Source organism: Parvimonas micra (genome assembly GCF_037482165.1).
Lineage (GTDB): Bacteria > Bacillota > Clostridia > Tissierellales > Peptoniphilaceae > Parvimonas.
Map to the genome: position 1 here is coordinate 1,315,858 of NZ_CP148048.1, position 15,164 is coordinate 1,331,021.

Annotated in this window: 15 protein-coding genes; 3 read left to right on the forward strand and 12 right to left on the reverse strand. The window is 28.3% G+C overall.

Going from position 1 to position 15,164, the window contains the following annotated elements; genetic code table 11:
• Positions 1–2: 2 nt before the first annotated feature.
• Together hisS and WFJ11_RS06410 are read right to left on the reverse strand one after the other, a co-directional pair.
• Complete coding sequence (gene hisS, locus WFJ11_RS06405) at positions 3–1,304, reverse strand: histidine--tRNA ligase (protein ID WP_338817228.1); 1,302 nt, start codon at positions 1,302–1,304, stop codon at positions 3–5.
• Positions 1,305–1,306: 2 nt separating this feature from the next.
• Complete coding sequence (locus WFJ11_RS06410) at positions 1,307–1,999, reverse strand: DUF6873 family GME fold protein (RefSeq protein ID WP_338817229.1); 693 nt, start codon at positions 1,997–1,999, stop codon at positions 1,307–1,309.
• Positions 2,000–2,124: 125 nt separating this feature from the next.
• On the opposite strand from WFJ11_RS06410, the gene mscL reads away from it, so the two are divergent.
• Complete coding sequence (gene mscL / locus WFJ11_RS06415) at positions 2,125–2,535, forward strand: large-conductance mechanosensitive channel protein MscL (protein WP_338817230.1); 411 nt, start codon at positions 2,125–2,127, stop codon at positions 2,533–2,535.
• Positions 2,536–2,658: 123 nt separating this feature from the next.
• On the opposite strand, the gene WFJ11_RS06420 is transcribed toward mscL, so the two are convergent.
• From WFJ11_RS06420 to WFJ11_RS06455, 8 genes are all read right to left on the reverse strand, one after another.
• Positions 2,659–3,273 (reverse strand): class I SAM-dependent methyltransferase, encoded by a 615-nt coding sequence (locus WFJ11_RS06420; RefSeq protein ID WP_338817232.1) that lies wholly within the window; start codon positions 3,271–3,273, stop codon positions 2,659–2,661.
• Positions 3,274–3,303: 30 nt separating this feature from the next.
• Entirely contained in the window at positions 3,304–3,792 is a 489-nt protein-coding gene (locus WFJ11_RS06425) for an isoprenylcysteine carboxylmethyltransferase family protein (protein WP_338817234.1), read from the reverse strand.
• 1,006 nt (positions 3,793–4,798) lie between these two features.
• Positions 4,799–6,334 (reverse strand): ribonuclease Y, encoded by a 1,536-nt coding sequence (gene rny, locus WFJ11_RS06430; RefSeq protein WP_338817236.1) that lies wholly within the window; start codon positions 6,332–6,334, stop codon positions 4,799–4,801.
• 198 nt (positions 6,335–6,532) lie between these two features.
• Entirely contained in the window at positions 6,533–7,132 is a 600-nt protein-coding gene (locus WFJ11_RS06435; RefSeq protein ID WP_009354860.1) for a molybdenum cofactor guanylyltransferase, read from the reverse strand.
• Positions 7,132–7,593 (reverse strand): aminoacyl-tRNA deacylase, encoded by a 462-nt coding sequence (locus WFJ11_RS06440; protein WP_338817238.1) that lies wholly within the window; start codon positions 7,591–7,593, stop codon positions 7,132–7,134. The genes WFJ11_RS06435 and WFJ11_RS06440 overlap by 1 nt, the downstream gene beginning before the upstream one ends.
• Positions 7,580–8,215 carry a uridine kinase gene (gene udk / locus WFJ11_RS06445; protein WP_338817240.1) on the reverse strand — a complete coding sequence of 212 codons (636 nt, stop codon included), beginning with the start codon at positions 8,213–8,215 and terminating at the stop codon, positions 7,580–7,582. The genes WFJ11_RS06440 and udk overlap by 14 nt, the downstream gene beginning before the upstream one ends.
• A 9-nt stretch (positions 8,216–8,224) precedes the next feature.
• Positions 8,225–9,451, reverse strand: a complete 1,227-nt coding sequence (gene tyrS / locus WFJ11_RS06450; RefSeq protein ID WP_313961169.1) for a tyrosine--tRNA ligase — start codon at positions 9,449–9,451, stop codon at positions 8,225–8,227.
• A gap of 183 nt (positions 9,452–9,634) precedes the next feature.
• Positions 9,635–10,300, reverse strand: a complete 666-nt coding sequence (locus WFJ11_RS06455) for an MgtC/SapB family protein (RefSeq protein WP_009354483.1) — start codon at positions 10,298–10,300, stop codon at positions 9,635–9,637.
• 223 nt (positions 10,301–10,523) lie between these two features.
• Here WFJ11_RS06455 and WFJ11_RS06460 point away from each other — a divergent pair, with 223 nt between their 5' ends.
• Together WFJ11_RS06460 and WFJ11_RS06465 are read left to right on the forward strand one after the other, a co-directional pair.
• Entirely contained in the window at positions 10,524–10,871 is a 348-nt protein-coding gene (locus WFJ11_RS06460) for a hypothetical protein (RefSeq protein WP_338817241.1), read from the forward strand.
• 124 nt (positions 10,872–10,995) lie between these two features.
• Complete coding sequence (locus tag WFJ11_RS06465) at positions 10,996–11,205, forward strand: hypothetical protein (protein WP_338817242.1); 210 nt, start codon at positions 10,996–10,998, stop codon at positions 11,203–11,205.
• An 85-nt stretch (positions 11,206–11,290) separates the two neighbouring features.
• Here the strand turns inward: WFJ11_RS06465 and WFJ11_RS06470 are convergent, their stop codons facing one another.
• Entirely contained in the window at positions 11,291–13,336 is a 2,046-nt protein-coding gene (locus WFJ11_RS06470) for a TcaA second domain-containing protein (protein WP_338817243.1), read from the reverse strand.
• 24 nt (positions 13,337–13,360) lie between these two features.
• Positions 13,361–15,109 (reverse strand): oligoendopeptidase F, encoded by a 1,749-nt coding sequence (pepF, locus tag WFJ11_RS06475; protein WP_338817244.1) that lies wholly within the window; start codon positions 15,107–15,109, stop codon positions 13,361–13,363.
• Positions 15,110–15,164: the final 55 nt, after the last annotated feature.

Here is a 15,164-nt window from a genome sequence, read left to right on the forward strand (position 1 = left end):
ATCTATATTAAATTCAATAATCCTTCGAAATCAACAGTCGATTGTTCTCCTGTCTTTAAATCTTTAACAGTATAATTATTATTTGCCTTTTCGTCCTCACCGACTATGATTATATAAGGAATATTTAATTTGTCCGCATAAGATATTTTTTTCTTCATCTTTGCGTCCTCAAAATATATTTGTATTATTTTACCACTATTTTCAAATTTATTCAATAGTTTTATAGCATAATCATAACAATTTTCCATTGGAATAATCAAAGCATCTATACTATTAGTTTTAATTTCTTTAAATAAGTTTTTATCAAGTAGTTGATAGAACAATCTTGTAAGTCCGATAGAAATACCAACTCCCGGTAAAATCAGACTTGTATAATTGCTTGCCAAGTCGTCATATCTTCCACCAGAACAAACACTTCCAAGTTGTCTATAATTTTCTAAAAAAGTTTCATAAACTGTTCCAGTATAGTAATCAAGCCCTCTTGTAATTGTAAGATTAATCCTTATAAAATCCTCAGGAATTCCAAAAAGTTTCATACATTCATAAACTTCTTTAAGTTCTTCAACTCCTTTTTCAAAAAGTTCGTTCTCGATTCTTAAAGTATTTAGTTTTTCAATAATTTCTTCATTACTTCCCGAAATTTTTATAAATTCTGTAATTTTTTCTAAACTATTATCATCAAGTCCTGTATTTTTAAGTTCTTCTACAACTTTATCAAAACCAATTTTTTCAATCTTGTCGATAATTCGAAGCATATCAGTTTTATTATCTATACCCAGATTTTCAAAAAGTCCATTAATAATTTTTAAATTACTAAAATTTATTGCAAATTTTTCATTAATAATTTTTGAAAAAATTTCATAGATTATAAAAGGAAGTTCTGCATCATTTTTGATATCTAATTTTCCGTTTCCAATAACGTCAATATCACATTGATAAAATTCCTTATATCTTCCCTTTTGATTTCTCTCTCCACGATAAACTTTACCTATATGATATCTTCTAAAAGGAAAATTCAAGTCGCTAAAATATTGAGCAACATATCTTGCTAAAGGCACAGTAAGATCAAATCTTAAAGAAATGTCCTTGCTTTCAGAATCAATTTTAAAAATTTGTTTTGTAGTTTCTCCGCCGCCTTTAGCCAAAAGAATTTCATTCTTTTCAAAAACTGGTGTATCTATTGGTAAAAATCCACGTTTTTTAAAAGTATCTTCAATTATATTCTTAACATTGTCGAACAAAATTTGCTCATTTGGTAAAAGTTCCATAGTACCAACAACATTGCTCGGTTTAATAAATCCCATAATTACCTCCAGAGTGAAATAATTCCACCTAAATCGACAAAAGTTTCATCTTTAGGATAGAGTATTTTCACATTTTCTTCATCAGTTACGCGTTTAATTATATCATAATCTGGATATTTTGTCACATCACCATAAAATAATAAAATATCATCGGAAACAAAACCACAAGTCCCTCCAATAAATCCGTTTTTATATCCTTTTAAAATAATTCCTTCATTTGTAACAAGTTCCACATCGATATTCTCAGCTTTTAATGTTTTATATACTCCCTCATCACTTGTTATTATATGATTTTCAAAACAAATCATACTACAATTTGCATAACCTTGATTTATCTTTACATATTCTCTATTTAATCTTAGTTTTTCAAAAATTTCTTTTGTGGTAAATTTTTCATTATGAAAAAAATATTTCTTATTTTTTGCAATACTTAAAACCCTCTCTCCATTTTTAAAATTAGAAACGTCCACTTTTTTAAAATTAAATCCACTCAAATACTCACTATAATAATCATAAACAGAATTTTCTATATAAATATCTTCATCAATCTTTACAATACTAAGGTCTGGATGGTCATTATAATTTTTATTAAATTTTTCATTATTCAAACTTTTTATATACTTCATATTTTCTTTTTCTAAAAGTTCAAAAAATTTTGCACTAGCGCGGTTACTAACTATAATTTTTTGTAACATATTTATCTCCTAAATGATTAAGTTTTATATAATTGGGTAATACTAGATTTGATAATTATAATAATAATGTATTTATATTTTATTATAACACATTTTATCATATTTTATTTATTAGGAGGATGTTTATGTTAAAAGAATTTAAAGAGTTTGCCTTAAAAGGTAATGTAATGGACTTAGCAGTCGGTGTAATTATTGGTGGAGCTTTCGGAAAAATCGTTACATCATTAGTTAATGATGTTCTAATGCCTTTAATTTCAATGTTAACAGGTGGAATTAATTTTTCAGACCTAAAAATTGTATTAAAAGCAGCAGATCCATCAAAAGAAATTGCTGAAGTTGCTTTTAAATATGGTGCATTTATTCAAAATGTTATTGATTTTCTAATTATTGCTTTCTGTATATTTATGATGGTAAAAGCTATGAATAAATTAAGCAGAAAGAAAGAAGAAGTTGAAGAAGCACCAGCTGCTCCGACTCAAGAAGAAATCTTAACAGATATTAAGAATATCTTAAATGATATTAAAGAAAAAAACTAATATAGAAAATTTTCTTAAACATAGAAGCCGAGTTGTAATTTCAACTCGGCTTTTTTATTGTGAAACAACAAGGTTCCCAGAAACTCACCTGATGCGAAGCATCATGAAATCGTGGGGTTCTTATTAATTTTGTTTTTCACAAATCCCTTCCATTAAGAAAATTCTAAAATCAATCTCCTTACTTCTTCCATTCCATAAAATCTCATAGTTTTTCGGAATAAATGAGGCTCTTTTAAAATAATTTTCCATTTCTTTTCTTGAAAATCCATCATGTCCATCAAAGTTTGGAAAATCCTTATGAAAGTCAGGAGAAACTGTATCTAAATCCATTATAATTATTTTTCCATTTTCTTTCAAATGTTTTCTTAACAACTTAAGCTCTGCATCTACATCTACAATATGATGAAAAGCAGTTAAACTGTAAATTATATCATATTTTTCATTCGAATTATCCAAAAAATTTTCATCATTTATACTGATATTTTCTATTTCCATTTCATTTATTCTCTTTAAAGACTCATCTCTCATCTTTAAAGAAGTATCAATACAATCAATATGTTTTAAATCTTTAGATAATAAAGTTGCAAGAAGTCCATCTCCCGATCCGATTTCAAGAGCCTTTTTCTCTTTCAGATTTTTTCCTAAATACTTGAACATTTTTTCGTATATGGTAAAAGTTCTATTTTTTCTCTCTTCAGTATTCCAAACTTTAGCAACTTCATCAAAATAATTACTCATACTACCCCCTAAATTTAAATAATAAGTTAATCAAGATTTTCTAGAAAACCAAGGGATACATCTATTTGTCCTCTTACAATATTCAAGATATTCCTCTCCAAAAATATCTTTAAGCCATATTTCTTCAGTTCTTTTCACTAAAATTGTTAAAAGAATCCAATATATTGGAATTGTAACTAAAAAATATAAATTATTGAAAACAAAACAAATTCCCCAACAAAGAAACATAAAAGCTGAATAAATTGGATTTCTTACAACCGAAAAAACTCCCGTAGTTACCAATTTTTGTTCCTTTATATTCTTAGAAATTCTTGAATTAACAACTGCAGAAATCCACAGTCCAATACCTATAACCATACATAAAATACCTATAATTATAAAAGGTATTTTTAAAAATGGTATTTCCCCATTTTTAAAATAACCCTTATTTTGTAAAAATACCAATATCGCTGTTACGACTAATATAATACCCACATATAACGGACCAATCCCTAAAACTGATAACTTTTCTCTTTTCATAATTTACTCCTATTATTTGTAAACAAAATGATTGATTAATATAAATATATCATAATTGCAAAACAATATCAACTTAAAAACCTTATCAGGAAATACCATTAAGAACAGGAGCTTTAGGAGATCTCCAGGACAACTGTATCAGAAAATACAATTGTTCCCGTCAGACCTACTTTTGTTTACAAGTAAACAAAGTTATGAGATTTCTCCACTTCACTCAGCTTTGCTTCGTTTCGGTCGAAATGACGTGTCGAGATATTTTCTTTGCAAAGTACTATGACGATAAATTTTTTATTTTAAATAATTTTTTATTATCTTTTGAAGTTTATTTAACATTCACGTCTAGCCCTAGAACAAAGAACTCCCCTTTTTACGTCATCTTGAGCGAAGTGTAACGTAGTCGAAAGATCTCACATTTTTGTTGAAAACAAAAGTGAATGTATCGTAGATACATTCAATATAGAAAGTATTTATAAATTATAAGTTATATCTATTTTTGAGATATAAACTAATATAGTATATCATAGTTAATAGGGCTTTATGAGATCTCTCGACTACGCTCGAGATGACGTGTTAGGAGACTTTCTTTGCATAGAAAATGACGTAAATTATTTTACTATATATACAATTGACTCCCGCCAGACCTACTTTTGTTTACAAGTAAACAAAGTTATGAGATTTCTCCACTTCACTCAGCTTTGCTTCGTTTCGGTCGAAATGACGTGTCGAGATATTTTCTTTGCAAAGTACTATGACGATAAATTTTTTATTTTAAATAATTTTTTATTATCTTTTGAAGTTTATTTACTATTCACGTCTAGCTCTAAAATGAGTGCTCTCCCTTATACGTCATCTTGAGCGAAGTGAAACGTAGTCGAAAGATCTCACACTTTTGTTGAAAACAAAAGTGAATGTGTCGTAGATACATAAATAAATCTAACAACTTTCAATTTGCATAAAAAAAGAATGTTCATATTTCTATAAACATTCTTGTTTTCAAATTTAAAAACTATTTAGCGTAGTCAACAACTCTTGTTTCCCTAATTAAATTTACTTTAATTGTTCCAGGATACTCAAGTTCTTCTTGTATTTTCTTAACTATTGCCTTTGAAGTTAACAACATCTTGTCTTCGTCAATAACTTCCGGTTTAACCAATACTCTTATTTCACGTCCTGCTTGAATTGCAAAAGATTTTTCAATTCCGTCAAATGAATTTGCAATTTCTTCAAGATTTTCCAAACGCTTAATATAATTTTCAACAGACTCACGTCTTGCACCCGGTTTTGCAGCTGAAATAGCATCTCCCGCTTGTACCAAAAGTGCCTCAACAGTTGAAGGTTCTACATCATTATGATGTGCTTCAATACAATGGATAACTTCACGTTTTTCTTTATATCTTTTAGCCATCTGAACGCCTAATTCTACGTGATTTCCTTCCATTTCGTGATCTATAGCCTTACCTATATCATGTAATAGACCACCTCTTTTTGCAATCTTAACATCAGCTCCGATATCAGCAGCCAACATTCCTGCCATATGTGCAACTTCTATTGAATGTTTCAAAACATTTTGTCCATAAGAAGTTCTGTACTTTAATCTTCCTAATAGTTTCACAAGTTCAGGATGTAATCCATGAATATTAGTTTGATCACAAGCATCTTCTCCCGCAATTCTGATGCTGTTTTCAACTTCTTGTCTTGCTTTTTCAATCATTTCCTCAATTCTTGTTGGGTGAATTCTTCCGTCATTAATCAATTTTTCAAGAGCAAGTCTTGCAATTTCTCTTCTAACTGGGTCGAATGAAGATAAAACAACCGCTTCAGGTGTATCGTCAATAATCAAATCTACTCCTGTCAAGCTTTCAAATGTTCTAATATTTCTACCTTCTCTACCTATAATTCTACCCTTCATTTCGTCATTAGGTAAAGTTACAACGCTAACTGTAGATTCTGCAACTTGATCAGCTGCATATCTTTGAATAGCTGTTCCAATAATATATCTTGCATTTTTTTCTGCATTATCCCTAGCATTTTGTTCAATTTCTCTAATGATATTTGCAGCATCTTTTATACTTTCTTGTCTAACTTCTTCAAGTATAATTTCTTTAGCTTCTTCAGATGATATATTGGCAACTCTTTCAAGTTCTTCTTTTTGCTTTTCAACTAATTTTTCAATTTCAGTTTCTTTAACTTCTAAAGCCTTTAATTCTTTATTTAAACGTTCATTTTTCTTATCTAAATTTTCGTTTTTCTTGTCTAAATTTTCTTCTTTAGTAATCAAACGACGTTCCAATTTTTGAATTTCGTTTCTTCTCTCTCTGTTTTCCTTATCGCTTTCTTGTCTTATTCTATGAGCTTCTTCTTTTGCTTCAACTAATTTTTCTTTTTTCTTAGTTTCAGCTTCTTTTATAGCATCTTCAACAATTTTTTTTGCGTGATTTTCGGCACCGTTTATAAGTTTTTCTGAAGTAAACCTTCTAAAAACATAGCCAATAATAGTACCAACAATCAAAAAAACAGGAAGTAATATAAATTCCTTTGGCATTAGTCTTACACACCTCCTCATATTAAATTTTCAAGTTACAATTATCAAATTATTATTCCTTAAAAGTAAATGTGATTACTCACAATTACTATTTTACAACTTTTTCAGTATTTTGTCAATTTAAAAAAACGTATAAAAATGTATTAATTTTGATAATGTATTTTAATTAAATTCAAAAAAAGACGGTATAAACCGTCATTAATCTTTATTTATTGTCAATAATTTCTTTTTAAATTCTTCCAATTCTTTTATAGTATTTAAGTTTTCAAATATATTTTTATCATCAAAATTTTTCCATTCTTCATATTCTAAAAATTTAAAATTACTATCTTCAATAAATTTTACAAATTTTAGATTATCTTTAATTAATTCTTCTCTTAAATTTTCTTTTAAAGAATTTTTATAGATTCCATTCATAGGTAATATTTTTCCACCTTTTGAAAGACAAACTAAGCCATCAAAATCTTTATCTAATTTTGAAATCAAAAATCTAATAAACTTTTCATCCATATTTGGCATATCACATGCAGTCAAAAATGAAAATTCATTATTTGAATAACAAAGCCCACTATGAAGTCCAGCCATTGGACCTTTTTTGTAAAAGATGTCCCTCACAACTCTTACTTTTACATCTTTATAATGATCTTTATTATTAGAAACGACAACTATATCGTCAAAAAGATTTTTTAACGCTTCTATTGAATTGTGTATCAGATACTTTTCTTCAATTTCAATATACTCTTTAGGAAAAGTCATTCTTATAGAATTACCCCCTGCAAGTATTATACAATTTATCATTACTCTACCACCAAATCAGCAAAATCTGCATCACAAAAGTCTGCAAATTCAATAGGATTTACTATAATTGAATTTCTAACTTTTCCAGCACTTACAAGAAATTTCTCCATATTTTTTGCAGTTTCATCAAAAACAGTTTTAAATTTAGTCTTCATTCCAACAGGACTACATCCGCCATGAACATAACCTGTTAAAGGTTCTAAATCTTTTTGTAAAATCATTCTAATACTCTTTAGTTTTAAAAATTTACTTGCTTTTTTCAAATCCAAATGTGCGTCAATAGGAATAACACAGACATAATGATTTTTATCACTTCCTTCTAGAACAAGTGTCTTAAAGCATATATTTCTATCTATTCCAATTTCTTCAAATTCTTTGTCTTCATCTCTAACTACAAATTCATATTTTATTTTTTTACTATCTAAAATTCTACATACATTTGTCTTACTATTTTTTTTCATTTTTATCCAAAAAAGTCTTTAAATGTTGAACCAACATCTTAATGGCAGGAGTGTTTTCTCCACCACGAGGAATGATTATATCTGCATGCTTTTTACTCGGCTCAACAAATTCCTCATGCATTGGTTTAACAGTATTTTGATATTGACTTAAAATACTTTCAAGACTTCTTCCTCTCTTTTTAGTATCTCTTAAAATTCTTCTTATAAGTCTTTCATCTGCATCTGCATCTACATAAACCTTTAAGTCCATAAGCTCTCTAAGTTTTGGATCTTCCAAAATTAAAATCCCTTCAATTATTATTACAGGCTTTGGATATACTCTCAAAGTTTCTTTGCTTCTAGTATGAATTGTATAATCATAAATCGGTAAATCTACAGCTTTACCAGATTTTAAAATCTTTATATCTTCAATAAGTTTAGAAGTTTCAAAAGACTTTGGATGGTCATAGTTTAACTTTGCTCTTTCTTCTAAAGTCTTATCATCATTTGCCCAATAATAAAAATCATGGCTAATCATAACAATTTCGTCTTTAAATTGTTCTTTCAACTTTTCAACAATAGTAGTCTTGCCAGAGGCAGAACCTCCGGCAATACCTACCACATAAATATCTTCTTTTTTCATCAAAATCCCCTATAAAGCAATTACTCTGTGATATACTTTTTTACCTTTTTTAATAACAATTTCTTCTAAATTTAAAGAAACTTTTGTGTTTGTATCTGTTATTTTTTCTCCATTTAAAGAAATTCCACCTTGTTCTATAAGTCTTCTAGCTTCTCCATTAGACTTTGAAAGTCCACAAGTTCTAATCAAGTCTAAAATTCCTATTTCTTCATTTTCAAAATCCGATTTTTTAATTTCTGTTGAAGGCATATTTTCATCTAAAAGTTCTCCACTGAATAATGCTCTTGAAGTTTCCAATGCTTTTTTAGCCTTTTCTTCACCATGAATAATCTTAGTTACTTCAAAAGCTAAAATTTCTTTTGCTTCATTTATTCTTTCATCTTTGTATTTTCCTAATTCTCTACATTTTTCAGTTGGTAGGAAAGTTAGCATAAGTAAAAACTTTTCAACATCTCTATCATCAACATTTCTCATATATTGGAAAAGCTCATAAGGAGAAGTTTTTTCTTCATCCAACCAAACAGCACCTTTTTGAGATTTACCCATTTTAACACCGTCAGCAGTTGTTAAAAGTTTAAAAGTCATAGCATAAACCTTATCTTGTTCAAGTTTTCTAACAAGGTCATATCCACCAAGTATATTACTCCATTGGTCACTACCACCTAATTGCAATTTACAACCATGTTTTCTGTATAGGTATAAGAAATCATAACTTTGCATTAACATATATGAAAATTCAAAGAATGTAAGACCTTTTTCCATTCTGTTTTTATAAGCATCACAAGTTAGCATTTTATTTACACTAAAATGAACTCCTACTTCTTTCATAAATTTTATAAAATTCAAATCCAAAAGCCAATCTTTATTATTTTCTATAATAGCATTTCCATCTGAAAAATCAATAAATCTTGAAAGTTGTTCAAAAAATCTTTTTGCATTATGATTAATTTGTTCTTCAGTCATTACCATTCTCATATCGCTTCTGCCAGAAGGGTCGCCTATCATTGTAGTCCCACCACCTAAAAGCGCAATTGGAATATGACCATAGTTTTGCATTCTCTTCATAACCATAATTTGAATAAAATGACCAATTGTCAAACTATCCGCCGTTGCATCAAAACCTATATAAAACTTTACTCTTTCTTTAGACAATAACTCCTTTAATTCATCTTCATAAGTAGCTTGTTCAAAATATCCTCTATCTACAAGCTCTTCAAAAATATTCTTGTATTCCATAAAATCCTCCTATAAAAAAAGACCTAAAACTGTGAAAGGACGACTTATCGTGGTACCACCTTTCTTCGCATAGGCCTCATATTGTTTAAGCACAATTACTTTTGAGCTCCTGTGTTGTAAGCACAATCAATGCTCAGTATTAAATATCGAAATAATTATATAAAAAATAGCCGAAAAAGTCAACTACATTTCTATCTTTTTAACTCTATCGTCATCAAAAATTAAATCTTCCAAATGTTCTCTTTCAAAATCAAGAGGAACTACAGTATAAAATCTAACTATTACAGATCTACTCTTCTTAACAACTTCTACATTTTGAATTTCAAGTCTAAATCTTTCTAAACAACTACGAATTTCTCTGATTGTATTAAAACTGTCTTCCAAACTTATTTCAAAAGTAATAGTCAAATGATCTTTATTCAAAAAAGTATCCTTATGCATCAAAGTTTGAATAATCACAATTAAAAATGTTCCACCAATTGCTACACCATAAAGTCCTGCTCCCATGGCTAAACCAATTCCAGCAGTCGCCCAGATTCCCGCAGCAGTAGTAAGTCCATTTACGGCATTGTTTTTTATAAAAATAAGTCCTGCTCCCAAAAAACCAATTCCAGAAACAACTTGTGCAGCAACACGGGCTGCATCGTATTCATCTACATCAAAAAAACCATATTTAGAAACTATTATCATAAGTGCAGATGCCAAACAAACTATTGCATGAGTTCTAATACCTGCTTCTTTATTTCTACTCTTTCTTTCAAAACCAATTATTGCTCCCATTGAGGTTGCAAGAATCATTTTTACCAGAAACTCAATATTTTGATAAATAATATCTATATTAATATTCATATAGTGCTCCTAACTTAATTTTAAAATCAAATTTTACTAATTTAATTATGTGTACTACTAAAAAAAGCTTAATAATTCTTTTTTCATTATTAAACTAATACTATTATCATATAATTATATCATATTTTCACAAAAATTATTAGTCTTTTATTTATTATTTTTTATGATATAATTAGTTTATAGTACAAAAGTGCTAAATATAATATTGGAGGTATTCAATAATATGATAAAATTTTTTAAAAAATGTTTTATCTTTACTTTAGTTACTTTAATTTTTTGCTCTTGTTCAGCAAAAGGAGTAAAAATAGAACAACTAAGCGATAAATCTTTTATCTCAAAAGAAAAGGCATTTACCATTAAAGAAACTAAGGATAATGAAAATTCTTCTAATTCAAAAAAATATCATTTAGTTATGTATGAGAAAATAAACTCTGGTGCTGGTTATATGATATATGAAAATGCAAAAATATCTAAAAAAGATGGAAAAGAATTTATTACAGCTGATAATTTGGATTTAGATTTAGAAATAATAAATGACAAAACGATAAAAGACACAAAAAAACAATCTTGAATATAAAGAATCTAAGCAAGGAGAATTCCCTGATAATTTAGATTCAGTTAATAAGATAAAAATTACAGAAGATATAAAAAATATTTCCAATAAAAGTTTTATTTCTGATTCAGGAGTTCAGATTGTGTTCGCTGTAACAGAAAATGGACAGGCTAATTTATTTATTAAAGAAAACGGAAAAGAAACCCACTATTCAAATGCTAATTTAAAACAAGAAAATGGAAAAACTTATATTACTGCTAATGATTTAAAAAATAAATTTGTTTACTCGTCAATCAGTAAAATCATTGATGAAGACACAAAAGTCGAATATAAATTGAACACTAAAAAATAAAACACAAAAAAACTTAAAGCTCATCTAATTAACTTAGATGAGCTTTTTGTAAACTTTCAGAGATTATATCAATTCAACAGTTTTTCTATCTTGCAATCATATCTTTTGATAAGTCAACACTTTTTATATTATTTCTTGTAATTGTCCTTGTTGTGAAACCCCAAATATTACTGTACCAATTTTTCTTTTCTTTATCATAGATAAAATGGAACCCTACTGTAGATTCTACAGGAGTAATTGATGACAGTTGTGGTGGTTTATTATTTTGAGGATAAGTTGTCTCTTGAACTAATAGATGTCCACCTATATACATTTCATAAGTGTCACCATGTTCTCTAATTTCAAAAGAATTGAGGTCAAATTCCATTGATGGATAGCCTCCGACATATTCCCTTCCACTATTTATCAATGACTCTACTCTTCTCTTTTCAACTCCTAATGATGGATCTGTCATTATAGTCAATAAACTTGCATCTTTCTTACCTCTTGATTGAACATCTTCTCTCAACAATTCAATAGTCCTTGAAATTGCAACATTTAAAAGTCTTTTATCTGTAAGAGATGTGCTTACATTTATTTTACCTTCACCAGAATAAGTTACTCCTTCTGATATAGTATAACCCCAAGGCATTTTTGTTACTACTTTTAAAACATCTCCCTCTTTTATATTAGTTCCTGATAATTTATTAAATTCTTTTACAGTTAACTCTGTATTTTTATCATTTACAAATAAAATACTATTTTCATCTCTTGTTAAAATTTTAAATGAACTTTCTTTTGAATTGGTATCTAGTTTTTCAACTTCATTCGCTAATTGATATTCCGTTCCAGCTCCATAGGACACAGTTTTAACGCTAGACTTTTCATCATAGAAAAGAGAAAATTCTTCTTTTAATTTCACATTATTATCATAATAGAAAACTGTATATTTGCCAGGAAATAGTTCATATTCCTTATCTGAAATAGCCTCTTCTTTACCATTTAACAAAATAGAAGTTTGAACCTCTTCATTTTTTTCGACTTTCAACTTTATCGGATCTAAACAAATTTTATAATCATCAAAAAGTCCTAAAACTTTTCCACTTTTTTGAAGTCTAACAGGTCTATTACTCTTGTAATTTTCATCTTTCTTTAGATTTTCAGCATCCTCTTTAAGCCATTTTGTAATTGTAGCTAACTTCGTTTCATCTTCTTCAAACATAGAAATCAAATTTTCTGCCTGATTCTTATCTATGACTTTATCATTAAAAACAAAGTTTGATGTGTAAAATCCTATTTTTTTAGATTCAACTCCTGATAAAATACCAGGAAGTTTAACTCCAAGTGAATGATATGCCTTAAGTCCAAAGAAACCAACAGTTGAAATTGCCAAAATTATAGTAAAAGCAAAAATCATCTTTAAAATCTTTGGCACTTTTGGCATATCATACTTAATTGTCTCTTTTTTCTCTTTATTATCTACTGCCTGATAATACTCTTTTTCTTTAGGTTTATCTTCTGGCTCAGGAGTTTCAATAGGCTTTTCTACTTCATTTTGTTCAACACTTTGGATTGGTTTTTGAGAAATTTCTTCCTCTTGAGAAATTTCTTTTTCTTCACCATCAGTATCTTTTAAAACTTCTACATTTTTTTCCTTATGAGTCTCTTTATTTTTATGTTTAGAGGATTTACTCCCTCTACGACGTCTTTCATGTAGAGGAACGACATTCCCATAAATTAGTTGAAGCCTTTGTGTTTCTGTTAAAATCGCATCTTCGTCATCTTTATCTTTTTCTTTATTGTTTTCTTCTTTATCTTTTTCTTCGTACTTTTCTTCCTTGTTCTCTTTTTCTTTTTCAGCCTTTGATGTAATTTCTGCTTTTTCTTCATCGGTTGAAAAAGTATGGTCTTCCACTTCTGAATTAATAAGATTTGATTTAAAGTCTAAATCATCGACTTTGTCCGTTTCTTGAACTATATTATCCTCTGGTTCTGTAGTGGATTCGAGAACATCTTCTTCAGAAATTTCTTTTTCGGAATATTCTTCTCTCCATTGAGAATAGTCTGATAAAATAGACTTGTCAAATCCCCCCTCTGAAAAATTTGAAGAATTTTTTTCAATTTTATTCTTTTTATTATTTTTCTTAGACACGAAAAAAACCCTCCTTAAATCTTTCTAAGCTTCTAATTCTTTTTCTAGTTCGTCAACTAAACCTTTGAAAACATCTAGAGCTTTATTGATAGAATTTTTATCTTCCATATCTATTCCTGCGGCTCTTAATTGTTCTATTGGTTGATGTCTACATCCGTCTTTTAAGAAATTTCTATAACTCTTTAATGCTTCTTTATCTCCCTTAACTACTCTGCTTGATAAGAAACTTGCAGCACAGAAACTTGTTGCATATTTATATACATAGAAATTAGTGTAGAAATGAGGAATTCTCGCCCATAAGTAATTAGCTAATTCACTCTTTTCAACATTTTCTCCATAATATTTGTCATTTAATTCACCCATGATTCTTGTGAAATCATCAGCAGTTAAGGCATTTCCTGCTTCAACTTCTAAATGTGTATTCTTTTCAAACTCACCAAACATAGTTTGTCTAAATACTGTTCCTATAAACATATTTATATAATAGTTTAAAATATAAATTTTTTCGTGTTTATCTTTAACATTTTTCAACATATAGTCTAATAAAGTTAATTCATTAAAAGTTGATGCAACTTCTGCAACGAAAATCTTATATTGAGCATATAGATAGTCATTGTCTGATTTTGAATAATAACTATGCATTGAATGTCCAAATTCATGAGCTAATGTAAACATACTATCTAAAGTATCTGTATAATTCATTAGGATATATGGATCTGTATCAAAGCTTCCCCATGAATATGCTCCACCAGCTTTTCCTTCTCTTGGATAAACGTCAACCCAACGATCATCAAAGCCTCTATTTAGAACTTCAATATAGTCTTCTCCCAATGGTTTAAGACCTTCAGTTATTAGTTCTCTTGCCTTTTCATAAGGATATTTTTGGTCAAATTCTTTTTCTAAATTGATAGAAACATCCCACATATATTGTTTATCTTTCTTTAATGCTTTCTTTCTTAATCCATAATATTTATGAAGAGATGGCAAATATTCTTCAATACTTTCTATCAAAGAATCATAAACTTTTTCAGGAACACAATCTTGGAATAATTCCATATATCTAGCTGAAGGATAGTGTTTAACCTTAGCAAGTATTGTTAAATTCTTAATTGCACTATATAGTGTTGTTGCATAAGTATTTTTGAAACTTGAAATAGTTCCATACATTTTATCAAATGCTTCTTTTCTTACTTCTTCGTTTTCATCTAAAAGGAAAGTATTATAATTTCCAGGAGTTAATTTTTCTCCATCTTTGCTATCAATTTTACCATAATCAATATCAGCAAAACTTAACATATAAAAAGAGCTTTGACCTGTTCCCATCATTTCACTAGTATTTGCAAGAAGCTTTTCTTCATCTGCACTTAATGTATGAGGTTTAAATCTTAAAATATTATCAAAAAACACTCTATACTTTTCGTTATCTCCCTCTTTGTAAAAGTTTTCTAATTCTTCATCAGATAAACTCATTAAGAAAGGATCAAAAAATGCCATAGCTGAACCTACTCTTGTTCCTAGTGAATTTACTTCTAAAGCTAATTTTTGAGATTCAGGAACTCTACTATCTTCATCTCTTTTCATATATGAATAAGTATATAATTTTTCTAAAAGTCTATTAGCCTTTTCAGATAATTCCATTATATTTTTTAAGTTTTTAATAGTTTTTTCTTCTTTTAATATTTTTTCAACATATTCGTCACAAAGTTTTATCTCTGCTCTTGCTTCATCTGAATTCTTGTAAATCTTTTCCAAAGACCAATTATATTTTTCCATCATATCCTCCAAATAAAAAAATTAAAATTTCACACATTAATTTTACCACTTTTTT